Origin of the sequence: Luedemannella flava, from assembly GCF_039528515.1 — a bacterium.
Lineage (GTDB): Bacteria > Actinomycetota > Actinomycetes > Mycobacteriales > Micromonosporaceae > Luedemannella > Luedemannella flava.
In genome coordinates, this window is sequence record NZ_BAAALT010000034.1 from 1 (window position 1) to 26,287 (window position 26,287).

The 26,287-nt window shown below is 72.1% G+C and carries 31 protein-coding genes; 15 read left to right on the plus strand and 16 right to left on the minus strand.

The window, feature by feature from the left end; all coding sequences use genetic code 11:
- Together ABD211_RS06795 and ABD211_RS06800 are read left to right on the plus strand one after the other, a co-directional pair.
- Nucleotides 1-352 (plus strand): cellulose binding domain-containing protein (locus tag ABD211_RS06795; protein ID WP_344127378.1); only part of this gene is annotated, 352 nt, incomplete at its 5' end.
- 87 nt (nucleotides 353-439) lie between these two features.
- Nucleotides 440-1,015: a hypothetical protein gene (locus tag ABD211_RS06800; protein ID WP_344127380.1), complete on the plus strand. Its 576-nt coding sequence runs from the start codon at nucleotides 440-442 to the stop codon at nucleotides 1,013-1,015.
- A gap of 8 nt (nucleotides 1,016-1,023) precedes the next feature.
- On the opposite strand, the gene ABD211_RS06805 is transcribed toward ABD211_RS06800, so the two are convergent.
- The 14 genes from ABD211_RS06805 to ABD211_RS06870 all read right to left on the minus strand — a co-directional run bounded on the left by ABD211_RS06805 (nucleotide 1,024) and on the right by ABD211_RS06870 (nucleotide 13,500).
- The gene (locus tag ABD211_RS06805; protein ID WP_344127382.1) at nucleotides 1,024-1,242 is read right to left on the minus strand and encodes a hypothetical protein; all 219 of its coding nucleotides are present in this window, start codon (nucleotides 1,240-1,242) and stop codon (nucleotides 1,024-1,026) included.
- 16 nt (nucleotides 1,243-1,258) lie between these two features.
- Nucleotides 1,259-2,485: a vWA domain-containing protein gene (locus ABD211_RS06810; RefSeq protein ID WP_344127384.1), complete on the minus strand. Its 1,227-nt coding sequence runs from the start codon at nucleotides 2,483-2,485 to the stop codon at nucleotides 1,259-1,261.
- Nucleotides 2,486-2,504: 19 nt separating this feature from the next.
- The gene (locus ABD211_RS06815; RefSeq protein ID WP_344127386.1) at nucleotides 2,505-3,368 is read right to left on the minus strand and encodes an AAA family ATPase; all 864 of its coding nucleotides are present in this window, start codon (nucleotides 3,366-3,368) and stop codon (nucleotides 2,505-2,507) included.
- Nucleotides 3,369-3,397: 29 nt separating this feature from the next.
- Complete coding sequence (locus tag ABD211_RS06820) at nucleotides 3,398-4,333, minus strand: XdhC family protein (protein WP_344127388.1); 936 nt, start codon at nucleotides 4,331-4,333, stop codon at nucleotides 3,398-3,400.
- A gap of 29 nt (nucleotides 4,334-4,362) precedes the next feature.
- Nucleotides 4,363-6,759 (minus strand): aerobic carbon-monoxide dehydrogenase large subunit, encoded by a 2,397-nt coding sequence (locus tag ABD211_RS06825; RefSeq protein ID WP_344127390.1) that lies wholly within the window; start codon nucleotides 6,757-6,759, stop codon nucleotides 4,363-4,365.
- On the minus strand, nucleotides 6,756-7,238 hold the full coding sequence (locus ABD211_RS06830; RefSeq protein WP_344127392.1) for a (2Fe-2S)-binding protein: 483 nt from the start codon (nucleotides 7,236-7,238) through the stop codon (nucleotides 6,756-6,758). The genes ABD211_RS06825 and ABD211_RS06830 overlap by 4 nt, the downstream gene beginning before the upstream one ends.
- On the minus strand, nucleotides 7,238-8,125 hold the full coding sequence (locus tag ABD211_RS06835; protein WP_344127394.1) for an FAD binding domain-containing protein: 888 nt from the start codon (nucleotides 8,123-8,125) through the stop codon (nucleotides 7,238-7,240). The genes ABD211_RS06830 and ABD211_RS06835 overlap by 1 nt, the downstream gene beginning before the upstream one ends.
- Nucleotides 8,126-8,276: 151 nt before the next feature.
- The gene (locus tag ABD211_RS06840; RefSeq protein ID WP_344127396.1) at nucleotides 8,277-8,729 is read right to left on the minus strand and encodes a DUF3307 domain-containing protein; all 453 of its coding nucleotides are present in this window, start codon (nucleotides 8,727-8,729) and stop codon (nucleotides 8,277-8,279) included.
- A 67-nt stretch (nucleotides 8,730-8,796) separates the two neighbouring features.
- Entirely contained in the window at nucleotides 8,797-9,663 is an 867-nt protein-coding gene (locus tag ABD211_RS06845) for a LysR family transcriptional regulator (protein WP_344127398.1), read from the minus strand.
- A 119-nt stretch (nucleotides 9,664-9,782) separates the two neighbouring features.
- Entirely contained in the window at nucleotides 9,783-10,385 is a 603-nt protein-coding gene (locus ABD211_RS06850) for a TetR/AcrR family transcriptional regulator (protein WP_344127400.1), read from the minus strand.
- A 46-nt stretch (nucleotides 10,386-10,431) separates the two neighbouring features.
- Nucleotides 10,432-11,241, minus strand: a complete 810-nt coding sequence (locus ABD211_RS06855) for a hypothetical protein (RefSeq protein ID WP_344127402.1) — start codon at nucleotides 11,239-11,241, stop codon at nucleotides 10,432-10,434.
- Nucleotides 11,241-12,194 carry an ABC transporter ATP-binding protein gene (locus ABD211_RS06860; protein WP_344127404.1) on the minus strand — a complete coding sequence of 318 codons (954 nt, stop codon included), beginning with the start codon at nucleotides 12,192-12,194 and terminating at the stop codon, nucleotides 11,241-11,243. The genes ABD211_RS06855 and ABD211_RS06860 overlap by 1 nt, the downstream gene beginning before the upstream one ends.
- A 113-nt stretch (nucleotides 12,195-12,307) precedes the next feature.
- Nucleotides 12,308-12,973 carry a GAP family protein gene (locus ABD211_RS06865; protein WP_344127406.1) on the minus strand — a complete coding sequence of 222 codons (666 nt, stop codon included), beginning with the start codon at nucleotides 12,971-12,973 and terminating at the stop codon, nucleotides 12,308-12,310.
- Nucleotides 12,970-13,500, minus strand: a complete 531-nt coding sequence (locus ABD211_RS06870; protein WP_344127408.1) for a TetR/AcrR family transcriptional regulator — start codon at nucleotides 13,498-13,500, stop codon at nucleotides 12,970-12,972. The genes ABD211_RS06865 and ABD211_RS06870 overlap by 4 nt, the downstream gene beginning before the upstream one ends.
- A gap of 132 nt (nucleotides 13,501-13,632) precedes the next feature.
- Between ABD211_RS06870 and ABD211_RS06875 the strand changes: the two genes are divergently transcribed.
- Nucleotides 13,633-14,511, plus strand: a complete 879-nt coding sequence (locus ABD211_RS06875) for an EamA family transporter (protein ID WP_344127410.1) — start codon at nucleotides 13,633-13,635, stop codon at nucleotides 14,509-14,511.
- A 116-nt stretch (nucleotides 14,512-14,627) separates the two neighbouring features.
- On the plus strand, nucleotides 14,628-15,770 hold the full coding sequence (locus ABD211_RS06880) for a hypothetical protein (RefSeq protein ID WP_344127412.1): 1,143 nt from the start codon (nucleotides 14,628-14,630) through the stop codon (nucleotides 15,768-15,770).
- A 36-nt stretch (nucleotides 15,771-15,806) separates the two neighbouring features.
- On the opposite strand, the gene ABD211_RS06885 is transcribed toward ABD211_RS06880, so the two are convergent.
- On the minus strand, nucleotides 15,807-16,997 hold the full coding sequence (locus tag ABD211_RS06885; protein WP_344127414.1) for an RtcB family protein: 1,191 nt from the start codon (nucleotides 16,995-16,997) through the stop codon (nucleotides 15,807-15,809).
- Between the two features lie 314 nt (nucleotides 16,998-17,311).
- On the opposite strand from ABD211_RS06885, the gene ABD211_RS06890 reads away from it, so the two are divergent.
- From ABD211_RS06890 to ABD211_RS06910, 5 genes are all read left to right on the plus strand, one after another.
- Nucleotides 17,312-18,376, plus strand: a complete 1,065-nt coding sequence (locus ABD211_RS06890; RefSeq protein WP_344127416.1) for a MerR family transcriptional regulator — start codon at nucleotides 17,312-17,314, stop codon at nucleotides 18,374-18,376.
- Nucleotides 18,373-19,671, plus strand: a complete 1,299-nt coding sequence (locus ABD211_RS06895; RefSeq protein WP_344127419.1) for an MFS transporter — start codon at nucleotides 18,373-18,375, stop codon at nucleotides 19,669-19,671. Before ABD211_RS06890 ends, ABD211_RS06895 begins: the two co-directional genes overlap by 4 nt.
- Nucleotides 19,672-19,837: 166 nt before the next feature.
- On the plus strand, nucleotides 19,838-20,200 hold the full coding sequence (locus ABD211_RS06900) for a hypothetical protein (RefSeq protein ID WP_344127421.1): 363 nt from the start codon (nucleotides 19,838-19,840) through the stop codon (nucleotides 20,198-20,200).
- Nucleotides 20,201-20,255: 55 nt separating this feature from the next.
- Entirely contained in the window at nucleotides 20,256-20,594 is a 339-nt protein-coding gene (locus ABD211_RS06905; protein ID WP_344127423.1) for a hypothetical protein, read from the plus strand.
- 336 nt (nucleotides 20,595-20,930) lie between these two features.
- Nucleotides 20,931-21,203 carry a hypothetical protein gene (locus ABD211_RS06910; protein ID WP_344127426.1) on the plus strand — a complete coding sequence of 91 codons (273 nt, stop codon included), beginning with the start codon at nucleotides 20,931-20,933 and terminating at the stop codon, nucleotides 21,201-21,203.
- 7 nt (nucleotides 21,204-21,210) lie between these two features.
- Here the strand turns inward: ABD211_RS06910 and ABD211_RS06915 are convergent, their stop codons facing one another.
- Entirely contained in the window at nucleotides 21,211-21,570 is a 360-nt protein-coding gene (locus ABD211_RS06915; protein WP_344127428.1) for a DUF4180 domain-containing protein, read from the minus strand.
- An 84-nt stretch (nucleotides 21,571-21,654) separates the two neighbouring features.
- Between ABD211_RS06915 and ABD211_RS06920 the strand changes: the two genes are divergently transcribed.
- The 6 genes from ABD211_RS06920 to ABD211_RS06945 are packed head-to-tail and all read left to right on the plus strand — an operon-like array spanning nucleotide 21,655 to nucleotide 26,286.
- On the plus strand, nucleotides 21,655-22,176 hold the full coding sequence (locus tag ABD211_RS06920) for a 2'-5' RNA ligase family protein (RefSeq protein WP_344127430.1): 522 nt from the start codon (nucleotides 21,655-21,657) through the stop codon (nucleotides 22,174-22,176).
- On the plus strand, nucleotides 22,173-23,423 hold the full coding sequence (locus ABD211_RS06925) for an MFS transporter (protein WP_344127432.1): 1,251 nt from the start codon (nucleotides 22,173-22,175) through the stop codon (nucleotides 23,421-23,423). The genes ABD211_RS06920 and ABD211_RS06925 overlap by 4 nt, the downstream gene beginning before the upstream one ends.
- A gap of 14 nt (nucleotides 23,424-23,437) precedes the next feature.
- On the plus strand, nucleotides 23,438-23,992 hold the full coding sequence (locus ABD211_RS06930) for an RBBP9/YdeN family alpha/beta hydrolase (protein WP_344127434.1): 555 nt from the start codon (nucleotides 23,438-23,440) through the stop codon (nucleotides 23,990-23,992).
- 10 nt (nucleotides 23,993-24,002) lie between these two features.
- Complete coding sequence (locus ABD211_RS06935) at nucleotides 24,003-25,025, plus strand: glycoside hydrolase family protein (protein ID WP_344127436.1); 1,023 nt, start codon at nucleotides 24,003-24,005, stop codon at nucleotides 25,023-25,025.
- The gene (locus tag ABD211_RS06940; protein ID WP_344127438.1) at nucleotides 25,022-25,537 is read left to right on the plus strand and encodes a histidine phosphatase family protein; all 516 of its coding nucleotides are present in this window, start codon (nucleotides 25,022-25,024) and stop codon (nucleotides 25,535-25,537) included. Before ABD211_RS06935 ends, ABD211_RS06940 begins: the two co-directional genes overlap by 4 nt.
- Complete coding sequence (locus tag ABD211_RS06945; protein ID WP_344127440.1) at nucleotides 25,534-26,286, plus strand: class I SAM-dependent methyltransferase; 753 nt, start codon at nucleotides 25,534-25,536, stop codon at nucleotides 26,284-26,286. The genes ABD211_RS06940 and ABD211_RS06945 overlap by 4 nt, the downstream gene beginning before the upstream one ends.
- Nucleotide 26,287 lies beyond the last annotated feature (1 nt).

The following is a 26,287-nucleotide window of genomic DNA, read 5'->3' on the forward strand; positions in this document are numbered from 1 at the left end:
CGCGCCGACCGCGAGCGGTGGCGGCGCGGTGGCCGGCGGCCTGACCGCCAGCTACCGCACGAGCAAGCCGTCGCTGCTCGGCCTTCTCGGCTACCAGGGCGAGATCACGATCCGCAATCCGACGTCGAAGCCGACCGGGTCGTGGACGGTGGTCGTCGAGCTGCCCGGCGGGAACCAGGTGACCACCGCCGACGGCGCGCTCTACCTGCGCAAGGACGGACAGTACTGGTTCATCCCGCCCGGCGAGGGAATCATCGGGCCCGGCGGCTCGTACGTGTTCACGTTCGACGTGAGCGGCGTGCTCACGGGCCGCCCGATTTCTTGCGCGGTCAACGACCGCCCCTGCGCCTAGGCCGAATCGACCCAGCCGGTACCTGTCGAGGTGTAGCGTCGTCGAGGGGATATTTCACCCATACGTGTACCAATGGGGGTCTCGGACATGCGCGCATCGTTCGATAAGTTGATCTCGTGGACCGGAATTCTGCTGGCGGGCCTTCTCCTCGTCACGGGCGGGGTGCTGCTCTACACCGCCAGCTACATCAACGGTGAGGTGGAGAAACAGCTCGCTATCCAGGACATCACGATGCCTCAGGGCCCGGCCCTGGAGTCACTTCCGGAAGAGGACCGCAAGGCGCTGGAGCCCTACGCCGGAAGTCCGATGGACACCGGGCCGGAGGCCCGGGCATATGCGGACCACTACATCCTGGCGCACCTCAACAAGGCATCCGGCGGCAAGACGTACGAAGAGGTCAGCGGTGCGTACCTCAAGATGACACCGGAGCAGAAGGCCAGCCCGGAGGGCCAGGCGGCGGCGCAGCTGCGCCAGACCATGTTCATGGGCAACACGCTGCGGGGCCTGCTGCTGTTCGGGGCCGCGTTCGCGACCATGGGTACGATCGCCGGCTACGCGGCGATCGGCGCGTTCGTGGCGGCCGTGATCCTGCTGGTCCTCGGCGTCCTCGGCCTGCGGCACGCGAGCCGCCTGGAGAAGGCCGGCGCCGGCAACCAGCTGTGACCGCTCGGTCAGCCGTCCAGAAGCGATCCGAAACGGTCGTCCGCGCCAGCGAGGCCCTTCGGTGAATCGGGGTCGCGGGCCCGCTCGGGCCCGCCCTCCAACTGGTCGGCGAAGCTGACCCGGCTGTGTTCGGCGGCGAAGTCCGGCTCGAAGTCGGCGGCACCGGCCGCCATCAGCTCGACCATCATCGCGAAGTCGTTCGGCGGCTGGACGGTTTGTTGCGACATATCGGTCACCCCCCGGTCAGCCCGACTGTACCCGCCCCGAGCCGCCCGAATCCCGCCGTCGGGTGACCCGGGTCCCCGCGAGCGCGGCGAGCAGGCCGTCGAGGGCGTCCAAGGAGTGGGCGCTAACCACCTCGTCGCAGTACGGCCACGCCGCCGCCATGCCGCGCACCAGCGGCTCATAGCGCGGGCTCTTCGTGCGCGGGTTCGCCCACACGATCCGGTACGCCAGCCGCGACAGGCGCGCCATTTCCGCCGCGACGAGCCCCGGATCCCCGGTGTCCCACCCATCCGACACGATCAGCACCACCGCGCCCCGCGCCACTCCCCGGGCCGCGAAATCGCGATTGAACCGGGCCAGCGCGGAGCCGAGCCGGGTGCCGCCCGACCAGTCCGGCGCGGCCCGCCCGGCCCGCTCCAGCGCCACCTCCGGCCGCACCCGCGACAGGGCCCGGGTCAGCCGCGTGAGGCGGGTCGCGAACGTGAACACCTCCGCGCCCCTCGCGCCCGCCGCGCAGTACACGAGCTGCAGCAGCGCGCGGGCGTAGGGCTCCATCGACCCGGAGATGTCGCACAGGACCACGAGCCGGCGGGGCCGGTCGCGGCGGCGCCGGGTGACCAGCCGCGCCGGGTAACCGCCGTTGCGCAACGCTCCGCGCAGCGTGGCGCGCAGGTCGACCCGGGTGCCCCCGGCACCGGGCGAGAACCGGCGGCCGCGCCGGGGCGGCGTGGCGACCGCGAGCTGCCGCATGAGCACCGACAGGCGGGCCAGCTCCCCCGGCGCCAGCGCGCCGAAGTCCCGCCCACCGAGCCGCTCCGCGTCCGCGGCCAGCGCGGCGACCGGCCGCTCGTGCTCCGGCTCGTCCGTCTCACCGGCGCGGGGCCGCGTCGACCACGACCCGCCCGCCATGCCGCCGGGAGACGGCGGTGACCCGGGGCCACCCGGCGCGCCCGACGGCGGGCCAGACGACGGCTCCAGCGGCGCGTTGGCCTGGTCGCCGCGGAACGTGGCCGGGTCGGCCACGCCCCCGAACACCAGGGCGAGGATCCGGTCCAGGCGCGCGATGTCGGCCGGGTCGGCGATCAGCGTCGCCAGGGCCAGGTCGCGCAGCTCGCGCGTCGTGGTCGGCGACGTGAGGGTCACCGCGGCCGCGAACCGGGCCGTGCGGTCGGGGCCGACGGCCAGGCCCGACTCGCGGGCCAGCGCGCCCAGCCGGGCGACGATGGCGGCCAGGTCCGCGGTCACCGGCGGGCCGCGTTCGCGCTCATTCGGCCAGGATCGCGTCGAGGCCGGCGCCCACCGCGACCGCGCGGTCCTCGTCGTACTTGAGGACCGTGCCCAGCGTCGGCGCGACCGACTCCTGCGTGAGGTCGCGGATGCCGAGGACCTGCAGGGCGCCGGCCCAGCTGATCGCCTCGGCCACGCCGGGCGGCTTGGTCAGGTCCAGGGCGCGCAGCCGCGACACCCCGACCGCGACCCGACGGGCCAGGAACTCGGTCGTGTCCGGCACCCGCCGGCGCACGATCTCGGCGACCCGGTCGGCGTCGGGATACCCGATCCAGTGGTACAGGCAGCGGCGCTTGAGAGCGTCGTGCAGGTCGCGGGTGCGGTTGGAGGTCAGGATCGCCACCGGCGGCACGACCGCGTACTGCGTACCCAGCTCGGGAATCGTCACCGAGCCCTCGGCGAGCAGCTCGAACAGGTACGCCTCGAACTCGTCGTCGGCCCGGTCGACCTCGTCGATGAGCAGCACCGCCGGCACGGGCCCGGGGTACTGCAGCGCCGCGAGCAGCGGCCGGGGCAGCAGGAAGTCCGGGCCGAACAGGTCGGCCTCGGCGAGCTTCTCCCCGCGCGCCTCGGCCAGCCGGATCGCCAGCAACTGCCGGGGATAGTTCCACTCGTACAGGGCCTCGGCCGAGGTCAGGCCCTCGTAGCACTGCAGCCGGATCAGTGGCGTGTCCAGGGCGGCCGCGAGGGCCTTGGCGGCGGCGGTCTTGCCGACGCCGGGCTCGCCCTCCAGGAGCAGTGGCTGGCCCATGCGCACGGCGAGGAACAGCGCGGTTGCGAGGGTGTCGTCGGCCAGGTACCCGGCGTCGGACAGTCCGGTGCGAAGTTCAGCGATGCTCACGAATCACTCCGCCAGGGTCGCATGCGTGGTCACGCGACGTACCGCTGCGGGTCGGCCTCGAAGCGCTTCCTGCAGCCGGGCGCGCAGAAGTAATAGGTCGTCCCGTCGTACTCGGAGTGCAGGCTCGACGGCACCGCCGCGACCTCCATGTGGCAGATCGGGTCGATCGCCACAGCCGGCGGGGCGACCGGCGCGGCCATGGTCAGCAGCCCGCCGCCGGACGCCGGGACCGTGGTCAGGTGGGGCAGCTTGCCGGCCCGGGCCGCGACGAGTTCGGCGAGGATCGTCACGGCGACCTCCATGGGCGTGCGCGCCCCGAGGTCGAGGCCGGCCGGGGTCTTCACCCGCGCGCGCTGCGCGGCCGGCACCGGCAGGTCGGCGACCACCGCGCTGCCGCGCTTCGGGCTCGCCACCAGCGCGACGTACGGCACTCCCGCGAGGAGCGCCTCGACGAGCACCCGCTCCTCGTCGCGTCCGTGCGCCGCGACGACCACGCCGGTCGCGTCGTCGGCGACCTCGCCGTCGGTGGTCACCGCGTAGCCGGCCGCGCGGGCCAGGTCGACGAGCGCGGCCGCGATCGGCGCGTCGCCGTGGACGTGCAGCAGGGCGGCGGGCAACACGGGCTCCAGGAAGATGTCCAGCGTCCCGCCGGACAGGCACGGATTGGCGACGACGACCAGGCCGTCGGAGTCGCTGACCGCGGTCTCCACCGCGTCGTCGGTCGGGGTGATGCGCAGCAGCGTCGACTCGCCCGAACCGAGCAGCGCCAACCCCTGCGCCCGCACGGTGGTCTCCGCGCAGACGCCGCCGACGAACCCCTCGATGGTGCCGTCGGCCAGCACGATGGCCCGGTCGCCCGCCTTGGCGCTGGTGGGGCGCCGCGCGCGGACGACGGTGGCGAGGACGAACGGCGTGCGCTGGTTGCGCAGCCCGTCCGCCCTCGCCAACACGTCAGTCTGATTCATAGGATTACAGTGCAATTCCTTCTAGGGCCCTAAAGGGCCATGTCAGTCCGCAGCGGCCGGCCCTGGGTGAGCGACCAGACGTTCGCCGGGGTCAGCGGCATGTCGGCGTGCGTGACACCCCACGGCTTGAGGGCGTCGAGCACCGCGTTGACGATGGCCGCCGGCGAACCGACCGTGGCCGACTCACCCACGCCCTTGGCGCCGATCGGGTGGTGCGGCGACGGCGTGACCGTCTCGCCCAGCTCCCACGACGGGCACTCCAACGACGTCGGCAGCAGGTAGTCCATGAAGGACGACCCCAGGTGGTTGCCGTCGTTGTCGAACGCCATGACCTGCATGAGCGCCATGCCGATGCCGTCCGCCAGGCCGCCGTGGATCTGCCCCTCGACGATCATCGGGTTGATCCGCACCCCGCAGTCGTCGACCGCGATGAACCGGCGCACCTTCACCACACCCGTGCCCGGGTCCACGTCCACGACCGCGATGTACGCCCCGAACGGGTACGTCAGGTTGGGCGGGTTGTAGACGCAGGTGGCGTCGAGGTGACCCTCCACGCCCTCGGGCAGCTCCAGCGCCCCGTGCGCGGCCATGGCGATCTCGGTGATCGTCTTGCCCTGCTCCGGGTCGCCCTTGACGAACCAGCGGCCCTGCTCCCACTCCAGGTCCTCGTGGCTGACCTCGAGCATCGCGGCGGCCACCAGCTTGGCCCGGTCGCGGACCTTGCGGGCCACCACGGCCGTCGCCCCGCCGGACACCGGCGTGGACCGCGAACCGTAGGTGCCCAGCCCGAACGGGGTCTGGTCGGTGTCGCCGTGCACGACCTCGATGTCCAGGGTCGGAATGCCGAGCTCCTGCGACACGATCTGCGCGAACGTCGTCTCGTGCCCCTGACCCTGCGACTGGCAGGACAGGCGCAGCACCGCCTTGCCGGTCGGGTGCACCCGCAGTTCGGCACCGTCGGCCATGCCCAGGCCGAGGATGTCCATGTGCTTGCGGGGGCCCGCGCCGACGCCCTCGGTGAAGAAGCTGATGCCGATGCCGGTCAGCGTGCCGCCGCGCTCGCCGGACTCCCACGCGAGGCGCTGCGAGCGCTGCTCGTCGCGCAGCTTGTCGTACCCGGCGATCTCCATCGCCTTGCGCAGCGTCGTCGGGTAGTCGCCCGAGTCGTACTCCCAGCCGGTGGGCGTCGTGTACGGGAACTGCTCGGGCTGGATGAGGTTGCGCAGGCGCAGCTCGGCCGGGTCCATGCCCAGCTTCGTGGCCAGCGCGTCCACCATGCGCTCGACCAGGTACACGGCCTCGGTGATCCGGAACGAGCAGGCGTACGCGACGCCGCCCGGCGCCTTGTTCGTGTACACGGCCGTGACGTTGCACCACGCCGCGCCGTAGTCGTAGGACCCGGTGAAGATGTGGAAGAAGCCGGCCGGGAACTTGGTCGGCTGGGCCACGCCGTTGAACGCGCCGTGGTCGGCCAGGACGTTCACCTTCAGGCCCAGGATCTTGCCCTCGGCGGTCGCGGCGATCTCACCGGACATGTGGTAGTCGCGGGCGAACGCCGTACTCACCAGGTTCTCCGAACGGTCCTCCATCCACTTCACCGGCTTGCCGGTGACGATCGTGCCGACGACCGCGAGGACGTACCCGGGGTAGATGCCGACCTTGCCGCCGAAGCCGCCGCCGATGTCCGGCGAGATGATGCGGATCTTCTGCTCGGGCAGCCCGGCGACGATCGCGTACAGCGTGCGGTGGGCGTGGGGCGCCTGGGTGGTGGTCCACACGGTGAGCTTGCCGGTGACCTTGTCCAGGTGGGCGACGGAACCGCAGGTCTCCAGCGGCGCCGGGTGCACGCGCGGGTAGAGGATCTCCTCCTTGACGACCACGTCCGCGGCGGCGAAGGCGGCGTCGGTCTTCGCCGCGTCACCGGCCTGCCAGTCGTAGATGTGGTTGTCGGCCTTGCCCTCCTTGTCATCGCGGATGACCGGGGCGCCGGCGTCCAGCGCGGTCTTCGCGTCCGCGATGACGGGCAGCGGCTCGTACTCCACCTCGATCAGTTCGAGGGCGTCGCGGGCCGAGTACCGGTCCTCGGCGACGACGAAAGCGACCTCCTGGCCCTGGAAGCGCACCTTGTCGGTGGCGAGCACGGCCTGCGTGTCGTACGAGATCGTGGGCATCCACGCGAGGCCCAGCGTCTCCAGCACAGCGCCGGTGACGACGGCCTTCACCTTCGGGTGCGCCTCGGCGGCGCTGGTGTCGATCGAGACGATCTTCGCGTGCGCGTACGGGCTGCGCAGGATCGCCAGGTGCAGCATGCCGGGCAGCTGCACGTCGTCGACGTAGTTGCCCTGGCCCCGGATGAACCGCGCGTCCTCGACGCGCCGCATCCGCCCAAAGCCGATCTTGACATCTTCCTCTGCTGGAGCCGTCACGCGGTCACCTCCTGCTGCTCGGCGGTCTGCTCGGCGGCCCAGCGCACGGACTTCACGATGTTCTCGTAGCCCGTGCAGCGGCACAGGTTGCCCGAGATGGCCTCGCGGATCTCGGCCTCGCTCGGGTCGCGGTTGTCGCGCAGCAGCGCGCTGCAGGTCATCAGCATGCCCGGGGTGCAGAAGCCGCACTGCAGGCCGTGGCAGTTGATGAAACCCTGCTGCAGCGGGGTCAGCTCGCCGCCCTGCTCCAGGCCCTCGACGGTGGTGACGTCGTGGCCGTCGGCCATGACCGCCAGGGTCGTGCACGACTTCACGGGCGTGCCGTCCACCTGGACCGTACACACGCCACAGTTGGAGGTGTCGCAACCCCAGTGCGTGCCGGTCAGGCCCAGCTCGTCGCGGAGGAAGTGCACCAGCAGCAACCGCGGCTCGACGTCACGCGTGTACGACTCGCCGTTGACACGTACGGTGATCTGCATCAGGCCTCCTCGACCCGGGCGCGACCGGCCGCGCGGCGCAGCGCGCGCACGGTCAGCTCCTTGGCCAGGTGTCGCTTGTAGTCGACCGGTCCGCGCTGGTCGGCGGCCGGGTTGCAGGTGCGGGCCGCGATCTCGCCGGCCGCGGCGAAGTTCTCCTCGGTGGCGAGCTTGCCGCGCAGGAACTCCTCGGCCTCCGGCACGATGTAGTGCTCCGCGCCCACGGCCGTCAGGCCCAGACCCACGTCGTCGATCGAGTACCCGGCGACGCCGCTGGTGAGCCACAACGCGGCCGCGGCCGCCGCGGCACCCCAGTCGCCGGCGCGCCGCTCGACCTTCTCGTACGCCGACGACCCGCCCGGGCGGATCGGGATGCGCACCTCGGTGAGCAGCTCGCCCGCCTCCACGACCGTCTCGTAGGGACCGACGTGCAGCTCGCGGACCGGCACGGTACGCGAGCCCTCGCGGTTGCGGATCACGACGGTCGCGCCCAGCGCCACCAGTGCCGCGGGCAGGTCCTCGGCCGGGTCGGCCTGGCACAGCGAGCCGCCGACGGTGCCCCAGTTGCGCACGATCGGGTCGGCGATGACGCGCTCCGCCTCGACGAGCACCGCGAAATGCTCGGCGACCAGCGGCGAGGTGAGCACGTCGACGTGGCGGGTCAGGGCGCCCACGGCGAGTGAGTCGCCGTCGGTGCGCAGATACGCCAGGTCGGTGAGCCCGTTGATGTCGATGAGCGCGTCCGGCCGGGCCAGGCGCAGTTTCATCATCGGGATGAGGCTGTGCCCGCCGGCGACGACCCGTGCCTCGGGTCCGTGCTCAGCGAGCAGCGCTAAGGCGTGATCGACACTCGTCGCCTTCGCGTAGTCAAAAGGTGCAGGCACCTGCATGCGCCCTCCAGGTGGGGAAGTGATGCCGGCCGTTGCCGGCGGGAAGGCCTAACTCAGATGCAGAGTCTTGCGAAGGCCGCCGAAACAATCAATGGTCCGCGATCATTTCTGGGCACTCTGTGAGGCCGGCGTTTGTCCACAGGTGACAAATTCAGGCCAGTCCCGCGACGAGCAGCGCCGACACCAGCAGCGCGCCCTGGTGCAGCGCCTGGTCGGCGGCGTACATCCCGCACACCGGCGTGGTCAGCTCCGCGAAGCCGGCCGAGCCGGTGGCGCGCAGCAGCGCGCGCACCGGCCAGCGCCGGTCGAGGAAGCCGTGCGTCGCGGCGGAGAACGCCATTCCCGCGGCGACCCCGGCGACGCTCAGCGGCAGGCCGAGCACCGCCGCCGTGCCGACGAGCACGACGGTCGCGGTGAGGTGGTAGCCGAACAGGTGGCGGGCCAGCGCGACCGCTCCCGCGCGGCCGGCGGACGCCTTCTCGTTAGCCTGACTGTCGGTCTGGAACACATGGTCGCCCAACTGGTGGCCGACGAGCAGCGCGACGAGCGCGACCGCGAAAGTCACGGAACGGTACAGCACATCTGGATCGACATCGGGGGGCATGACTGTATCGTTCCCCCGCCACGGCCGCTGTTCTGCGTCGTAGGCGACATAGGCGGCGTGTCGGTGCTCACCGCGGTCCGCCGGCGACCACGCGTCGCGCCAGCTCCACCAGATCCGGGGTACGCCGGTGCGAGAGCCGCTTCGGCCACACCAGATACACCGGTACGGGCGCCACGCCGGTCAGCGGCACGAACCGTACCCCCGGGTGGTTGTGGGTGTGCGCCGTCCCGGCGGGCGTGACGCCCACCGCGCCACCGGCCGCGATCAGCGTGAACCACTCGTCGATGTTGTGGGTCTGCACGAACGCGCGGGGCCGCGTCTGTTCCGGCCACAGCTGCGGACTCGTCGTCGCGGTGCCCGTGTCGACCATCGCGATGGTCTCGTCCCGCAGGTCGGCGAGGTCCAGTTCGCGTTGGCGGGCCAGCGGGTGACCCGCGGGCAGCACGACCCGCCGCGGCTCGTGGTAGATCACCTCGACGTGCAGCCGCTCGTCGCCCGGCACGGTGCGCAGCACGGCCACGTCCACCTCGCCCCGGGTGAGCCCCGCGGTCTGGTCGTCGACGCGGTGCACGTGCAGTGGCACCTGCGGGTACGCCTCCCGCCAGGCCCGCAGCAGCGGGGTGGTGTGCTCCCCCAGCGCCGCCCACACGTAGCCCAGGCGCAGCGGGCGCGGGCTCGCGGCCGCCTCGGCGAGCGCGTCGTCGACGGCGGCGAGGATGTTCACGGCCCGCCCGTGGAACACCTCCCCGGCCGGGGTGAGCCGCAGGTGCCGCGTCGACCGTTCGACGAGGTGCGCGCCGACGCGCTGCTCGAGCTGGCGCAGCGTCCGCGACAGGGCCGGTTGGGTCATCCGCAGGCGGGCGGCGGCACCCGTGATGGTGCCCTCGGCCGCGATCGCGACCAGGGCCCTGAGGTGCCGCAACTCCACATCCATGCCTGCAGAGCATAACCACGCCGGCTGTGCCGGCTGTCGCCGAACCGCTGCGCCGCTCGCTCGCGTACGCCGGGATAGGAGAAGATCGAAACTGGCCGGTGACAGGGTTGGCCTCGTTGTCAGTTCGCGGATGGGGTCGTGCCAATGCCTTCGATAACGATGACGACGGCGTCGGCAATGTCCGGCCAGCTGTCGCCGAGCGCACCGATGGCTTGGGGCGGTGGCACGGCGAGGCCGAAGAGCGTGGCCAGCAGTACCACGGCAACCTTGCCGGGGTCGACGTCGGCTCGGACCCGACCCAACTGCTGCTCGGCATGCAGGTACTGCGCGAGGAACTCGGGTGGGCCGGGCTCGGCCGCGTGTGCCGCGGTGGCCGCGCGGGCGAGTTCCGGGTCGGTGAGCATGGCCAGCTCGAACGGCACGATGTCGGCTCGCAGCGTGGCCAGCCGGGTCAGGCAGTCGGTGAGGTTGCCGGTGACGGTGCCGGTCCCGGCCCGTGTGGGCAGGTCGCGAGCCCATGCGACGGCAGGGCCGCTCTGCCGGCCGATCGCGGCGACGAACAGGCCGGCCTTGTCGGGGTAGTGCCGGTAGAGCGTGCCTTCGGCGACCCCGGCGGCTTGCGCGATGGCCCGCGTGGTCGTCTGGGTGTAACCGACTTCCCGGACGAGTCGGATGGTTGCGTCGAGCAGCTTGTCGCGGGTCGCATCGCCACGGGCGGCCACCTCGGACCCCTCTCCTTCTCCTCGGAGCGTTCTCGGACGCCGGCTGTCAATCGGTGATGTCGCGCCGGTGGAAAACGACCTGGGCGATGCCGATGCTCACCAGAGCGTAGGCAGCACCCAACGCCAGGGCGCTTGCGTAGCCGAGGGTCGCGTCGCCGCCCTGGGCCAGGGCGGACAGGGTGCTTCCCGGCAGCCGGTCGCCAACGTTGTCCGCCGCGGCGCGGATGACGGATTCCACGACCAGGACGTAGCCCACCCCGACGGAGATGGCGATGGCGCTCGAGCGGGCCACGACCGCCACGACAAGTCCGAAGATGCCCCACACCACCAGGGCGCAGAACAGATTGAGCCAGCCTTCGGCCAGGGTCGCCGGCACATTCTCGCGCCAGGCGGAGACGTCGATGCCCGAACCGCCGGCCACCGCCGGGGCGACGACCAGATCGGTGATGACGGCCACGCTGCTCACCGCAGCCGTCCACAACACCAGCGCGAGGATTTTGCTGGTCAGCAGCAGCCACCGTCGTGGCTGCGCGGAGACGAGCAGCCGGATCAGCCCGGTCTGGTAGTCAGTGGCGGTGATCAGCGCCCAGAACGAGAGGGTGACCACGCCGAACATGCTGGCAGCGGCCCCGAGCCCGGCGACGAGGCCCTCTGGGCGGGCCAGCTCCGCGGCGGTGGGGAAGTTCACGCCGGGGCCCCCAGGGGGTACGGCAGCACCCGACTTGACCACCTGGAACATCACGATGTTGATCAGGACGGCGGCGAGGACGGTCAGACCGAGCCAGCCGAGGATGAGGCCTTTGCGGCGGGAACGGACCAGTTCGCTGCGTACAGCGTTGACGATGTCGGTCACCATCACACGGCTCCCTGTCGGGCTTCGGTGGCACGGGCGGCCATCAGCTGCTGGTCGGTGTCGCCGGTCATGGCGAGGAACACGTCCTCCAAGGAGTCCTGGACGACGCTCAGACTGCGAAGGGTGATGCCGGCGGCGTGGGCGGCCCGGTTGATCGGGGCGGCGTCCTGGGCGCCGGCCGACACGCGGATGACGCCGGCCGTGCTGCTGGCCACCTGCCAGCCCTGCGCCTGCAGGGTCTGGACCAGACTGTCGGTGTCGGCGTCGTGTTCCGCGCGCAGGTCGACGTGTTGACTGTCGGCGCTCAGCAGGCCGGTGATCGGGCCGCTGTACAGCAGTTCCCCGAACCTGATCACCACAAGGTGCTCGCAGATCGCTTCGATTTCGCTGAGCAGATGCGAGGAGACCACCACCGTCCGGCCGGCCGTGCCGAGCTGAGCCAACAGGGAGCGAATCTCGACGATGCCGGACGGGTCCAGTCCGTTGGTCGGCTCGTCGAGGATCAACAGTGCCGGATCGGGCAGTAGCGCCGCGGCGATACCCAAACGCTGCTTCATGCCCAGCGAGTACCGCTTGACCGGCTCACGATCACGGCCGGTCAGGCCCACCGTCTGCAGCACCGCGTCGACGCGCGCATTCGGTAACCCCCGCAAGCGGGCCAGTGACATCAGATTCGCCCGTGCCGACAGGGCCGGAACGAAAGCGGGGTTCTCGACCAACGCCCCGACCTGGCCGAGATACCGCTGAGGAGAACCGATCGGTTCGCCCAGCACGGCCGCGTCTCCCTCGCTCGGCCTGATCAGGCCCAGCAGCATCCGGATCAGCGTCGACTTGCCCGACCCGTTCGGCCCGACCAAGCCGATCACCTTCCCGTCCGGCAGATCCACGGTGAGCGGCTTGACCGCGGTCAGCTTGCCGAACCGGCGGGTCAAGCCCGCCGTAGTCACTATCGCCATGCCATCTCCATTCGGGTGAGCGCTCACTCACATTAGCAGGATGGCGTCCCGACCCGCCCCGATGGGCGGGCTCCACGCGTGGGGGGTGCCGTCGGGCGAAGCCGCCCCCGGGTTCATGCCAGGACAGCGATGGTGAGTACGCCGGCGGCCGCGGCGAGGTAGCCGGCCGCGATGGGCACGCTGCGGGGCTGCTTCTTTTCCGCGCCGAGCCGCTCGTAGAGTCCGCCGAGGCGGCGGCGGACTCGGTCACCGCGGGTGGCGCCGGCGATGAGTAGCAGCAGGCACGGCAGGCAGTAGACCAGCGCGTACCCGGCGATGATCATCAGGGAGCGGGTGGTGCCGACGTCAGCGTTGACCATCCGTTCGATGGCGATGAAGTACGGGAACGCGTTGGGCAGATCCGCCCCGGTCATGACCAGTCCGAGCAGGGCGGCGCTCAGCGGGTTGACCCAGCCCGGCACGGTGACCGCTGGGCGGATCCGTGCGCGCAGCCGGCGTAGTCCGGCCACGGCCAGCGCCACCGCCGCAACCGTGAATGCGATCCGGCGCACCCAGATCAGTCCGTTGCCAGCGGCGTCGGCAGCGACATCGGCGCCGATGTACACCACGGCCCCGAGCGCGAGGACCGTCAGATAGGCGCCGGCGACGAACCCAGCCGCCGCCAGGACCGGACGTGCCATCGGGGCGAGCAGCAGCAGTGCCACCCCAGCGAGCGTCGCGGGATTCAACGCGTCGAGCAAGGCCAGGCCGGCGACCCCGGCCAGCAGCGCGGCGGTCACGACGACGCCTGAACGGCTACCGTGCGCACGCCGAGCTGGTGCAGCAGTTGTTCCACATCGTCGGGTGTCGGCGGCGGACCGGTCAGCGCGGCCATGAACAGCCCGTCACCGACCAGCCGCACCAGCCGGGCCCGGACGGGGTCGCCCAGCTCGGTGGTCAGCATCTGCTGCCAGCGCTGCTCAGCGTCGCCCACCTCCTCCGGCAGATCGAACTCGCCGGCGGTGGTCAACCGCATCATCGACATGATCGCCCGGTAAACCGTGCTTTCATCCGGCGTGGGCACCGACAGCCGCAGCCAGGCCGCGGCCATCATTCCTTGCGCTGCGGCCGCGGCCAGTCGCTCGTCGAAACGATGCACCGCCCGGGTGACCAGCGCCCGCAGCAGCGACTGCTTGTCGAAGTGATAGAGCAGGCCGCCCTTGCTCACGCCCGCCGCCGCCGCTACCGCCTCCAAGGCAGGCGGCACCTGACCCGCGGTGATCAGTTCCTCGGCCGCGTCCAGAATGCGCTCCCGTGCTGTACCCATACCGTCACTGTACCGTCCGGACGGTACAGTGACGGGCTGACGAGCGGACCGGACTCTGATTCATGCTGGGCGGGCATGACTGCGCGACGGACGGCATTTCCGTCCGGCCGGGGCGCTACCTACCGTCGTGCCATGACGAGCGTGACGCTGAGCGAACCGACCACCGGCCCCGACGTGCGGCGCGGGCTGCAGGGCGTCGGGCTCATCGTCGCCGGCGTCTCGTCGCTGCAGTTCGGTGCCGGCCTGGCGGCCACCCTCTTCCCGCAGGTCGGCCCGCTCGGCGTGGTCACGCTGCGACTGCTCGCCGCCGGGGTGGCCCTGCTCATCGCGGGCCGGCCCCGCATCAAGGGTCGCAGCGCCGCCGCGTGGCGTACTCTCCTGATCTTCGGGGTTATCACCGCGTGCATGAACGCGTCGCTGTATGTGGCGATCGAGCGGCTGCCGCTGGGCGCGGCCATCACGTTCGAGTTCCTTGGGCCGCTGACGCTCGCGTTGGCGCTGTCGCGGCGCTGGCTGGACGTGCTGTGGGCGGCGTTCGCGGGTGCCGGGGTGCTGCTGCTTGCCGAGGGGATGCACGACCTCGACCTGGTCGGGGTCGCGTTCGCGCTGGTTGCGGCGGCGTGCTGGGCCGGGTACATCGTGCTCAACCGGCGGTTGGGCGGCGCGGCCAGCGGCGGCGTCGCCGACCTCGCGCTCGCCGTGGCGTTCGCCGGGGTGCTCGTCGCGCCGCTGGGCCTTGTGCAGGGCGGCGCGCAGCTGCTCAACCCGCACGTGCTCGTGCTGGGCGTGCTCGTCGGGGTGCTCAGCTCCGCCGTGCCCTACAGCTTCGACCTGCTGGCCCTGCGCCGGCTGTCGGCGCGCGTGTTCGGGGTGCTGTGCAGCGTGCACCCGGCGGTCGCGGCCCTGGCGGGCCTGGTCGTGCTCGGCCAGCACCTCAGCGTGACCCAATGGCTCGCCATAGGCCTGGTCATCGCGGCCAGCGCCGGTGTCACGCTGACCGCCCGGTCATAGCGGACGGCCCCACCAGCCGGGCTCCGCAGCGCGGGCACACCCACATGCCATCATGGTCCCCCGCGGGCCGCGACCGTCCTGTGGCGCCGCCGCCGGGTCTGACAGACTGCGCTGCCATGGAAGCCACCATGACGGCCGCCCGCCGTACCCGATCATGGTGGCTGGTGCCGCTGGTGGCCGTGGCGGCGACGCAGGCGCTGGGCCTGCTGGTCGCGGTCGCGGTGAGCGCGAACCCGGTCACCGACGGGCTCAAGTGGGACGCACTTCGCTATCTGGACATCGCCGAGCGCGGCTATGAGCTGTACCCGTGCCCGCCCGGCCCCATCCCGTACCCCCTGCGCCCGCCCGACGCCTGGTGCGGCAACGCCCACTGGTTCCCGCTGTACCCGCTGCTCATCCGGGGCCTGCACGAGGTCGGCCTGCCCTACGGGGCGGCGGGCTGGCTGCTCAGCGCACTGGCCCTGTTCGCGGCGTTCGCCCTGCTGTGGCGCCTGCTGGGCGGGCGGCTCACCGCCGTGGCCGCGCAGTGCCTCGCGCTCGCCGCCGCGCTGCCCGGCAGCACGTACTTCCCGCTGATCTTTCCCGTGTCGCTCGCGTTGCTCGCGGTGGTCGGCCTGGTCACCGCGCTGCGGGCCCGCGCGTGGGCATGGGCCGGCGCGGCCGCCGCGCTGGGTGCGGCCACATATCCGAGTACGGGCATCCTCGTCGCCATCGCGCCCGTGGCGATCCTGCTCGGCTTCCGGCACCTGAGCTGGGCCGGGCGGATCTGGCGCGCGGCCGGCGCGGGCGCGATCGGGGCGGCCGCGGTCGTCGCGGTGCTGGCCACGTTCCAGCTCACGACCGGTCGCTGGGATGCGTACCTCCTTATCGAACGCAACTACGGCGAGGGTGTGCACTGGCCGTGGGCCACGCTGTGGCAGGTGGCCACGTCCGGCCGCCTGCTCGACACGGCGTACCTGCTCAGCACCCTGGTGATCCTGGCCGTCGTGGTGCCGGCCGTGGTCGCGGGCGTGCGCCAGGGTCGCCGGGACGGGTTCGACGCGCCGCTGTGGGCGCTGCTCGCCATGGCGGCCGGGTTCGTGCTGGTGCCGCTCGTGCTCGGCCCGGCCGTCGCGCCGCACCGCTCCTACGCCCTGCTGGGCGCGGTCGTCCTGCTGCTGGTCGCGGTCCCGGAGCGGCTGCGCCTGATCCTGATCGCGGTCAGCACCGGCATCACGGTCGTCCTCACCGGCCTGTTCTACGCGGGCGTCCTGATCTAGCCCTCGGGTTATGGATGATCTCCATAACCCGAGGGGTCAACCCTTGACGCAGACCACCTGCTTGAGGTGGGCGACGATCTCCACCAGGTCGTCCTGGCGCTTGATCACGTCCTCGATGTCCTTGTACGCGCCCGGGATCTCGTCGACGACGCCGCCGTCCTTACGGCACTCGACGCCCGCCGTCTGCTCCCTGAGGTCCGCCACGGAGAAGGTCTTCTTCGCCTTCGTCCGCGACATCTTCCGGCCCGCGCCGTGGCTCGCCGAGTTGTACGCGTCCTCGTTGCCGAGGCCACGCACGATGTACGAGCCCGTACCCATGGAGCCCGGGATGATGCCCAGGTCGCCCAGGCCCGCCCGGATCGCGCCCTTTCGGGTCACGAGCAGGTCCACGCCCCCGTACGTCTCCTCCGCCACGTAGTTGTGGTGGCACGAGATCGGCTCCTCGAAGACCACCTGCGGCGCGAACTGCCGGACCACCCCACACAGCAGCGCCATCATCAGCGACCGGTTACGCCGCGCGTACTCCTGCGCCCACCACAGGTCGCGACGGTACGCGTCCATCTCCGGGGTGCCGGAGAGGAACACCGCCAGGTCCCGGTCGGGCAGGTCGGTGTTGTGCGGCAGCCGCCGCGCCACGCCGATGTGCCGCTCCGCGAGCTCCTTGCCGATGTTGCGTGACCCGGAGTGCAGCATCAGCCACACCTGCGAGTGTGTGTCGAGGCATACCTCGATGAAGTGGTTACCGCCACCGAGTGTGCCGAGCTGCCGCGACGCCCGGTTGGACAGCTGGCCGACATTCGCGGTCAGGTTGTCGAACCCGTCCCAGAACGTCTTCCAGCCGCGCTGGTCCAGGCCCGGCACCCGCTTCGGGTTGACCGCCTCGTCGTGCATGCCGAACCCGACCGGGATCGCGTCCTCGACCGCCCGACGCAGCTTGCCCAGGTCGTCGGGCAGGTCCTCGGCCCGCAGCGACGTGCGCACGGCGCTCATGCCGCAGCCGATGTCCACGCCCACCGCCGAGGGCGCCAGCGCCTGGCGCATCGCGATGACCGAACCGACCGTCGCGCCCATGCCGTAGTGCACGTCCGGCATCACGGCGACGCCCTCGACCCATGGCAGCGCCCCGATGTTGCGCAGCTGCCTGGCAGCGTCGGCCTCGATCGCCCACGGATCCGTCCAGACCCTTACGGGCGCCTTCGTCCCGGCCAGCAGCTCGTAGCCGCCCATGATTCGTCCTCCGTCAGAAAAGCCTAGCTTGAGCATGAAAAAGCCGCCCTGTCCCGGTCCGGGTGGGCGGCGTGGCGAGCGCGATATGGACGCGCGTCAGCGGAGCCGGCGACACCGGAGGCGGGACAGTCTGCCGAATCGACGGGGCACGTCGTCCGCCTCCCTTCGCATGATCGTGTCGCGGTCAGCCCACGATAGGGGCCACGGTTGCGGCCGGGCAACCGCGTTTCCGCGACTACGGTTGACCTTGTCCCTGGGGCAGGGCCCAGCATCGGGTCAGCCGGACGCACCCGCGCCGGCGCGAGGAGGGCGGGATGGCGCTGCTGACGATCGGGGCGTTCGCCAAGGCGGCGCGCCTGTCGCCGAAGGCGCTGCGCCTCTACGACGAGCTCGGCCTGCTGCGGCCCACCGCCGTGGACCCCACCACGGGGTACCGGTTCTACGACCCGACCCAGCTGGAACGCGCCCGCCTGGTCGCCTGGCTGCGCCGCCTGGGCATGCCGCTGGCCGACATCCGGGAGGTCTGCGACCTGCCGCCGGCGGCCACCGCCGAGCGGATCGGGGCCTACTGGGCCCAGGTCGTCGCGGAGACGACCGCACGCGGGCGGCTCGCCTCGTTCCTCGTCGACTACCTGTCCGGGAGGGGCAGTTCCATGTCCGACACCGCAGCGACGCTGGGCATCCGCTACGCCGCCCGCACCGACGCCGGCAGGGCCCGGCCCGTCAACCAGGACACCGCGTACGCGGGCGGTCGCCTGCTGGCCGTCGCCGACGGCATGGGCGCCGCCGGCGGCGACCGGGCCAGCGCCGCGGCCGTCGAGGCGCTCAAGAAGCTGGAGGACGTCACCGTCCCCGCCGGCGAGCTGCTCAACATACTCGCCGAGGCGGCCGGCGCGGCCGAGGGCGCCGTGCGCGACGCCGGCGACGGCGACGTCGGCACCACCCTGACCGCCCTGGTCTGGTCCGGGTCGCAGCTGGGCCTCGTGCATATCGGCGACTCCCGGGCGTACGTGCTGCGCGACGGCGAGCTGTTCCAGATCACCACCGACCACACGTACGTGCAGTCGCTCGTCGAATCCGGGCAGCTCAGCGCCGACGAGGCCGCCTCGCACCCGCAGCGGGCCCTGCTCGTGCAGGCCCTCACGGGCACCGGCGCGATCGGCGCGCCCGATCTGTCGCTGCACGAGGCTGTGGCCGGCGACCGGTACCTGCTGTGCTCCGACGGCGTCTCGGCCGTCGTGCCGAGGGACGCGCTGCGCGGCGCGCTCGCGGCCGGCGACGGGCCGGAGGCGGTCGTCGACGAGCTGGTCCGCCTCGCGTACGGGGCCGGCGCCCCGGACAACATCGCCTGCGTCGTCGCCGACGTGGTGCATCTGTGAGGGCCGGCTCCTACACCGTCGACCGTCGTCCACTGGCCATTCCGGCGTTCCGCCGGCTGTGGCTGGCGTCCGTGGTCACGGCGGTGGGCGGGTCGTTCAGCCTCATCGCGATCCCCACCCAGCTGTTCACGATCACCGGCTCGTCCGCCACGGTCGGCGCCTCGGCGATCGTCACGTTCGTGGCGCTCACGGTGTCGTCGCTGTGGTGCGGTGCGCTGGCCGACCGGATGGACCGCCGCCGGCTGCTGCTGTTCGGCCAGTGCGGCCTGGCCGGCACGTACCTGCTGCTGTGGGCGCAGGCCGCGCTGCACGTGAGGTCGGTGCCGTTGCTGTTCGTGCTCATCGCGTTCGAGGGCGTGTCCTACGGCGCGACCATGGCGACCATGGGCGCGGCCGTGCCCCGCATCGTGCCCACCGACCTGCTCGCCGCGGCGAACAGCCTCAGCTCCCTCGTGCGCTACCTCGGCGCGGTCCTCGGGCCGGTCCTGGCCGGCGCGCTGCTCCCGTTGGTGGGCCTGAGCAGCCTGTACCTGTTCGACTCGGTCGCCCTGACGGCCGTCATCTGGGCGGTGTCCCGGCTGCCCGCGATCGAACCGCCGCCCCGCGACGAGGCCGGGGCGGGCGCCCGCGCGACCGTCGTGGAGATCTTCGACGGGTTCCGCTACCTGTGGACGCGCCGGATCCTCGTCGCCGTGCTCGGCATCGACCTGGCCGCGATGGTTTTCGGCCTGCCCGTGGCCCTGTTCCCGGAACTGGCCGAACGCACCTTCGGCGGCCCGCCCGGCGGCGGCACGGTCCTCGGCCTGCTCTACGCGGCGTACCCGGCCGGGGTGTTGCTCGCCGGCCTCTTCTCGGGGACCTTCACCCGCGCCCGCCGGCACGGCGTCATGCTGGCCGGCGCGACCATGACGTGGGGCGTCACGGTGGTCGTTCTCGGCGTAGCGCCCAACCTCGCCGTCGCGTTGGCCGCGCTCGTGCTGGGCGGCGCGGCGAACTTCCTGCTCAGCACGTACCGCAACGCGATCACGCAGGCGCACAGCGACGACGCGCTGCGCGGGCGGGTCGCGGGTTCGCTCACCGTCGTGCTCGTCGGCGGCCCGCAGGCTTCCGTGCTGCTGCACGGGCTGTCCTCGGCGGCGGTCGGGCCGCGCTGGACGATCGTCGTGGGCGGCCTGCTGACCGTGGCCACGGTCGCTCTGATCGTGCGGCTGGTGTCCGCGCTGTGGGGGTACGTCCCGACAGCTGTCCCCGCGCCAACAGTGGCCACTTCGGACGGAGAAGCTACGCGCGTGTAACTCACGGGGGCCGGGAGCGGTTGTGGTGCGGGTGCGTTGTAGTCCGTTCGCGCCGATTTGTCTGACATAAAATGATCAATGAATCCCACGCTGAACAGCGCTGACCGCATGCGCGGACACAACGAGTTTTGTCGCTGATGAGGATGCTGATCATAAGGAGTACGTCATGACCATACGATCGATCACGGTCGCGGCCAGCGGCCTGATAGTCACGGGCACCCTGCTGGTGGCCCAGAACCCGGCGTCGGCCGCGGTGCCCTTACCGACGACCTCGGCACCGGTCGTGGCCACTGTGGAGGTCGGCCAACCGCTGACCACCTGGCGCGACTTCAGGCGCGGCTACCGGGACGGCTTCCGGGACGGCTGGGACGCGGCCCGCGACGAGTGCGAGAACCCGGGTGGCCGCTTCGGCGGCGGCCGGGGCGGTGGTGGCTTCGACCGGCGCGAACGCGACTACGCGCGGGGCTACGACCGGGGCTACGACCGCGGCTACGACCGCGGCACCCGCGAATTCTGCGATCGCCGCTGACGTAGGGAGCATCCGGGCCACGAGCCCGTCTCTCTGTGGACCAGAGGAGACAGCGATGAGCGTACGCACAATGGCGGCGGCAGTCGGCGGGCTGCTGGTCGCCGGCACGATTGCCGTTTCGCAGAGTCCCGCCGCCGCGGCACCGTCCATGCGGGCACCGGTCACCGCGGTGAACCCGGTGTCCGTCGTCGGGCCGTCGGTCGACGTGCCGGACTACCTCCGCGGCTACCGGGACGGCTACCGGGCCGGTTGGCGGGAGGCCGGCGGCGTCTGTCTGATGGACGACTGGCGGTTCCGTTACGGTCCCTGGGGCAACCGGGACTACGCACGCGGCTACGACCGCGGCTTCAACAACGGGTTCGACGACGGCTACCGCGAGCTGTGCCGCCGCTAGCTGAACGTCGAGCGGCGAGGCACCGGTCCAGTTCCGCGGTGTCCGCCCGCACCACGACTGCCGGCCGCAGTCGGCATCGGGCCGACCACGGCCGGCAGTTCACGACCTCCCCCGACCAGTGTTCGGTGGCATACGGGGGTAATTGAGGTGCTATTTCCTTGCTGCTCGCCGTCATCCTAAATGTCCGACATATACTGAAGGATTCGGCTAAAGGAGACAGCGATGAACGCGCGCACGATGAGAGCGGCGGCTGGCGGTCTGCTGGTCGCAGGAACGATTGCCGCATTCCAGACCCCCGCCGCCGCGGCCGGACCGTCCCGGGTCCCGACTGCTGTGGTGAGTTCGGTGCCGGCCGGCCAGCCGTTGGCCGACCTGGGTGACCGGGACTGGCGTGACCGGGACTGGCGCGACCGCGGCGACCGCGACTGGCGCGCCTACCGCGACGGTTACCAGGACGGTTACCGGGACGGTTGGCGTCAGGCCCGCGAGGACTGCGACGAGGACGGCGACTACCGTCGCGGCTGGCGCTGGGACCGTGACTACGCACGCGGCTACGACCGCGGGTTCGAGCGCGGCTTCGACGCGGGCTACCGCTACTACTGCGACTGACCGACCGTCAGGCGGCGAGGCGCCGGTCCAGTTCCCCGGCGTCGGCCACGAACCACAACTGCCGGCCGCGGTTGGCCTCGAAGACGAAGTCCCGCAACGCGTCGCTGCGCGCGACGTAGTCGGAGATGTCGCCGACGACGACCAGCCGCAGCCGGTAGTTCACGAACTTCTGCACGATCTCCCCCGCCATCCTGGTCCGCAGGGTGAAGAAGTCCTCGCCGAGGCGGTCGGCCGGGATCGCCACGATCTCCGCGTTGCTACCGAACGCGTCCCCGATCAGGTCGAGCACATCCTGACCCGCCGCCAACAGCGGGCCGTCCACCGGATAGCTGAGCACCGTCACGCCGTGCACCTCGGAAATCGTCACGTCGCGTGATGCTACGCGGAGCACCGGCGCCGGACAGGCGATTATGCGCTCGCGGCCGCCCGGCCCGGTCGGGAGACTGACCCCATGACGCCGACCGAGACCGCGCTGATCGTCGCCGTGCCCGAGGCCGAGCCCGCCGTGGGCGTGCACCGCGACGCGTACGACGCGGCCGCCGGTTGGGGCGTGCCCGCCCACGTCACCGTCCTCTACCCGTTCCTGGCGCCCGACCGGATCGACCACGAGGTCCTCGCCGGCCTCAGCGAGACGTTCGCGGCCCACCGCCCGTTCGAGGCGACCCTGGCGAGCGTCGGCTGGTTCGGCGACCAGGTCGTCTACCTGGCGCCCGAGCCCGACGACCGGTTCCGGGCGCTCACCGCCGCCGTGTGGGACCGCTTTCCGCAGGCCCCGCCCTACGGCGGCGCGTTCGACGACGTCGTCCCACACCTCACGATCGGTCACGACCACCCCCGACCACTGCTCGCGGCGGCCGCGGATCAGGTCGCCGCCCACCTGCCCGTCCACGCGTCCGTCCGCGCGGTCCGACTCATCGCCGGCAGCCGCGGAGCGGCGCCCTGGCGGCGGTTGGCCGAGTTCCCCCTCGGATGAGCACGGGCACCTGGCGTCCCGACTTCCGCCGGCTGTGGATCGGCACCGCCGTGTCCAACCTGGGCGGCCAGGTCAGCGTGCTGGCCCTGCCGCTGACCGCCGCCGTCGTGCTCGGCGCCGGACCGGTGCAGATGGGCGTGCTGACCGCACTGAACCGGGCGCCCTACCTCGCCCTGGGCCTCGTCGTGGGCGTGTGGATCGACCGGATCCCCCGACGGACCGTCCTGGTCGCCGCCGGCCTCGGGCTCGCCGCGACGCTCGGCGTCATCCCGGCCGCCGCCGCGCTCGGCTGGCTCAGCCTCCCGTTGCTGTACGCGACCGCCCTGCTCAGCGGCGTACAGGTGATCTTTTTGGAGGTGGCGTACCTCGCCGCCGTGCCGATGGTCGTGCCGCGCGAGCACCGCCCGGCCGCGCAACGCGACATCGAACTGACGATGTCGGCCGGCCAGCTCGTCGGCCCGCCGCTGGGCGGGGTGCTCGTGCAGGCGCTCACCGCCCCGATCGCGCTCGCGTTCGACGCCGCGACGTACCTGGTCGCCGCGTTGGCCGCGGCGCGGATGCGGGCCGGCCGCACGTCGACCCGCCGCCCCGACGACGACGCCGGGATGCTTCACCAGATCCGCGAGGGCGTCGGACTCGTCGTGCGCGAGCGCGTGCTGCGCGCGGTCACCCTCGCCACCGCCACGTTCGTCTTCTGGACCACCGCGTACCTGGCGATCTTCGTACTGTTCCTGGTCCGCGACGTGCACCTGGGGGCGCGGACGCTCGGCGTCGTGCTGGCGTGCGGCGCGGTCGGCGGCATCGCCGGCGCGGCGCTCGCAGGTCCGCTCGGACGGCGCCTGGGCAGCGGCGTCACCATGGCGGTCGCCCTGGCGGCCGGCGGGTCGGGGGCCGCCCTCGCCCCGCTCGCGATCCTCCTGCCGCACCGGTGGGCGGTGGTCGTCGTCGCGTCGTCGCAGGCGCTCGCCTGGTGCGGGCAGCAGATCCACATGGTGCACCAGGTGCCCGTGCGCTACGCGGTCTGCCCCGACCACCTGCACGGGCGCGTCAACGCCACGATCCGCACCACCGTGTGGGGCTCGTCCACGGTCGGCGCCCTGCTCGGCGGCCTCCTCGGCGAGCGGCTCGGACTGCCCGCCGCCCTCGTCGCGGCGTCGGCCGGCGCGGCCCTGGCGGCCGGGTGGATCCTCGCGTCCCCGGCGCGCGCCCTGCGCCGCAGCACCGACCTGCGGCCGGCCGTGGCGTAGCTAGACTCGCCGCCATGACGCGCGTGCTGCTCGTCCCCGGCCGGGGCCGGATGCTGGCGGGACACTGGATGAACCGGTGGGCGCGCGAACACCCCGAATACCTGCTCGTCCCCCGCGACGACGACCCGGACTTCGACATCAACCTGCGGGTGCCCGCCCTGCACGCGGCGATCACCGCGGCGGACGAGCCGGCGGTGCTGGTCGCGCACAGCGGCGGCTGCGTCACCGTGGCGCAGTGGGCCGCGGCGCACACCGGCCCGGTCGCCGCCGTGCTGCTGGTTACCCCGCCCTACCTCGACCCCACCTGGGAGTACGGCCCCGGCTACGAGAACCTGATCATGCCGAAGGTGCCGCACCTGGAGCCGCTGCCCTTCCCGACGACCGTCGTGGCCAGCCGCACCGACGAGATCGGCCCGTTCGACCGCGTCGCCGGGTACGCCGACGCGTGGGGCGCGACCCTCGTCGACGCCGGCGAGGTCGGCCATCTCAACACAACGGCGGGCTACGGCCCGTGGCCCGCCGGCGAGCGGCTGCTGGCCGACCTGCTCGCCCGCGCCGACAACCGGTAACGTCGCGGCGGTGGCGAACCAACCCGGCGGCGCGCACGCGCGGCGCCGCACCCCGACCGGCCGCCGGATCCTGCTCGCCGCCCTGCTGACGCTGCTGTTGGCGGCGGGCGCGACGCTCGCGGTGCTGCGGCTGGGTGACGCGCCGGGCGCCGCCGACAACCCGATCGCGGCGAGTACCCCCGTACCCACCGGTGTGGCGGAACCGACCGCGACCCGCAGCCCGGCCACGGCCCCGACCACGACGGCGACCCGGCCGTCGGTCAGCCCGACCACCGCCGCGCCGGTGAAGGCCGCGACGTCGCGCCGCAAGGGCGTGTGCGTGTGGACGTTCGGCGGCGTGAACCAGGCACTCGCCGCGTCCGGCGCCAGCTGGTACTACACGTGGAGCACCCAGCATCAGGGCGTCGCCACCCCGGCCGGGGCACAGTTCGTGCCGATGATCTGGGGCCCGGGCAGCGTCACCGACGCCGCGTTGGCGCAGGCCAAGGCCGCCGGACCGTACCTGCTGGGGTTCAACGAACCGGATATGGACAGCCAGGCCGACATGAGCGTCGCCGCGGCGCTGGACCTGTGGCCCCGGCTCATGGCCGCCGGGAAGGTCCTCGGCAGCCCGGCCGTCGCGTGGGGCGGCGCGGACGCCGGCGGGTGGCTCGACCGGTTCATGGCGGGTGCCAGACAACGCGGCCACCGGGTCGACTTCATCGCCCTGCACTGGTACGGCGGCGACTTCCGCACCGCCGAGGCGACCGCGCAGCTGCGCTCCTACCTGCAGGCCGTGTACGACCGCTACCACAAGCCGATCTGGCTCACCGAGTTCGCGCTCATCGACTTCGCGTCCGGGTCGGCCCGGTTCCCCACCCAGGCGCAGCAGGCCGCGTTCCTCACGTCGGCCACCGCGATGCTCGGACGGCTGAGTTTTGTCCAGCGCTACGCGTGGTTCGCGCTGCCCGCCACCGACAAGGACCAGACGGGCCTGTTCCGCACGGGTACAGCCGTCACGCCCGTGGGCCGCGCGTTCCAGGCCGCCCGGTGATCGTGCTGGTGCGGCACGCGATGCCGCTCATCGACCCGGACGCGGACCCGGCCACGTGGCCGCTGTCGCCCGAGGGCGAGGCGGCCGCCCGCGCGCTGGGCCCGTCGCTGCCGGCCGACGCGGTCCTCGTGGCCAGCGACGAGCCGAAGGCGCACGCGACCCTGGCGCTGGCCACCGGACTGGACGTGACGGCGGACGCGCGCCTGCGGGAGGTCACCCGCCCACGCGAGCCGTACCGGGACGACTTCGCGCACGCGCGCCGCGCCTACGTGTCCGGGTCGCCGCCGCCCGGCTGGGAGCCGCCGTCGGCCGTGGTCGCCCGGATCGACGCCGCCATCGTGGCGCACCGCGTCGAGGGCCGGCCGTTGGTGCTGGCCGGGCACGGGATGGCGTTCACCACCTGGCTGTCCGCGCGCGGGCTCATCGCCGACGCGGCCGCGTTCTGGTCCGCGCTGCGCCTGCCCGACATGATCGAGGTCGCCGATCGCCGGAAAGAAGGAGGCGCTGCATGAGTGACGCGTTCTACTCGCACGCGAGCCTGTACGACCTCATGTTCCCGGGCGGCGGACCCGGAGTCGACTTCTACCGGGCCGCCGCCGATCGGCAGGGCGGGCGCGTACTGGAACTCGCGTGCGGCACCGGGCACAAGCTGATCCCCATCGCGTCCGACGGGCATCCGTGCGTCGGCGTGGACTTCTCGTCAAACATGCTGACCGAGGCCCAGCGCAAGGCGAACGAGCGCGGCGTCGCGGTGGAATGGCTTCGGGGCGACATGCGGGCCTTCGAGCTGGGCCGCACCTTCGACTTCGTGTTCATCACCGCCAACTCCCTCCTGCACCTGCACGAGGCCGAGGCTCTGGTGAGCTGCTTCCGGTCGGTGCGACGGCACCTGGCGCCGGGAGGACGGTTCGTCTTCGACGTGTTCAACCCGAGCGTGCGGCTGCTCGCCGAAGCCGACGGGGTGCGGCGCACACGGGAGTCGTTGGCGTTCACGGATCCTGACCGTGGCAGGGTCAGCGTCGATGTTTCCGAGATCTACGACGCGTCCGCGCAGGTCACCCGCGGGACGTGGCACCTCTCGACCGACGCCGAGCCCGACTTCGTCGTCGCGCCGCTCGAGATCAGGAGCATCTTCCCGCAGGAGCTGCCGCTGCTCGTCTCGCTCGGCGGCCTTCGGCTCGTCGAACGCTTCGGCGACTGGTCCGGTCGACCGTTCGCCGGAGATTCGCCGCTCCAACTCTGCATCTGCGAGTCCGCCTGAC

What these genes read in the sequence shown, in the direction of transcription:
- ABD211_RS06930 (WP_344127434.1), top strand. Translation starts at nt 23,438, where the DNA reads ATGACGCGCGTGCTGCTCGTCCCCGGCCGGGGCCGGATGCTGGCGGGA.
- ABD211_RS06880 (WP_344127412.1), top strand. Translation starts at nt 14,628, where the DNA reads ATGGAAGCCACCATGACGGCCGCCCGCCGTACCCGATCATGGTGGCTG.
- ABD211_RS06845 (WP_344127398.1), bottom strand. Translation starts at nt 9,663, where the DNA reads ATGGATGTGGAGTTGCGGCACCTCAGGGCCCTGGTCGCGATCGCGGCC.
- ABD211_RS06805 (WP_344127382.1), bottom strand. Translation starts at nt 1,242, where the DNA reads ATGTCGCAACAAACCGTCCAGCCGCCGAACGACTTCGCGATGATGGTC.
- ABD211_RS06905 (WP_344127423.1), top strand. Translation starts at nt 20,256, where the DNA reads ATGAGCGTACGCACAATGGCGGCGGCAGTCGGCGGGCTGCTGGTCGCC.
- ABD211_RS06800 (WP_344127380.1), top strand. Translation starts at nt 440, where the DNA reads ATGCGCGCATCGTTCGATAAGTTGATCTCGTGGACCGGAATTCTGCTG.
- ABD211_RS06885 (WP_344127414.1), bottom strand. Translation starts at nt 16,997, where the DNA reads ATGGGCGGCTACGAGCTGCTGGCCGGGACGAAGGCGCCCGTAAGGGTC.
- ABD211_RS06920 (WP_344127430.1), top strand. Translation starts at nt 21,655, where the DNA reads ATGACGCCGACCGAGACCGCGCTGATCGTCGCCGTGCCCGAGGCCGAG.
- ABD211_RS06855 (WP_344127402.1), bottom strand. Translation starts at nt 11,241, where the DNA reads ATGGTGACCGACATCGTCAACGCTGTACGCAGCGAACTGGTCCGTTCC.
- ABD211_RS06870 (WP_344127408.1), bottom strand. Translation starts at nt 13,500, where the DNA reads ATGGGTACAGCACGGGAGCGCATTCTGGACGCGGCCGAGGAACTGATC.
- ABD211_RS06900 (WP_344127421.1), top strand. Translation starts at nt 19,838, where the DNA reads ATGACCATACGATCGATCACGGTCGCGGCCAGCGGCCTGATAGTCACG.
- ABD211_RS06875 (WP_344127410.1), top strand. Translation starts at nt 13,633, where the DNA reads ATGACGAGCGTGACGCTGAGCGAACCGACCACCGGCCCCGACGTGCGG.
- ABD211_RS06860 (WP_344127404.1), bottom strand. Translation starts at nt 12,194, where the DNA reads ATGGCGATAGTGACTACGGCGGGCTTGACCCGCCGGTTCGGCAAGCTG.
- ABD211_RS06890 (WP_344127416.1), top strand. Translation starts at nt 17,312, where the DNA reads ATGGCGCTGCTGACGATCGGGGCGTTCGCCAAGGCGGCGCGCCTGTCG.
- ABD211_RS06945 (WP_344127440.1), top strand. Translation starts at nt 25,534, where the DNA reads ATGAGTGACGCGTTCTACTCGCACGCGAGCCTGTACGACCTCATGTTC.
- ABD211_RS06820 (WP_344127388.1), bottom strand. Translation starts at nt 4,333, where the DNA reads ATGAATCAGACTGACGTGTTGGCGAGGGCGGACGGGCTGCGCAACCAG.
- ABD211_RS06925 (WP_344127432.1), top strand. Translation starts at nt 22,173, where the DNA reads ATGAGCACGGGCACCTGGCGTCCCGACTTCCGCCGGCTGTGGATCGGC.
- ABD211_RS06835 (WP_344127394.1), bottom strand. Translation starts at nt 8,125, where the DNA reads ATGCAGGTGCCTGCACCTTTTGACTACGCGAAGGCGACGAGTGTCGAT.
- ABD211_RS06840 (WP_344127396.1), bottom strand. Translation starts at nt 8,729, where the DNA reads ATGCCCCCCGATGTCGATCCAGATGTGCTGTACCGTTCCGTGACTTTC.
- ABD211_RS06830 (WP_344127392.1), bottom strand. Translation starts at nt 7,238, where the DNA reads ATGCAGATCACCGTACGTGTCAACGGCGAGTCGTACACGCGTGACGTC.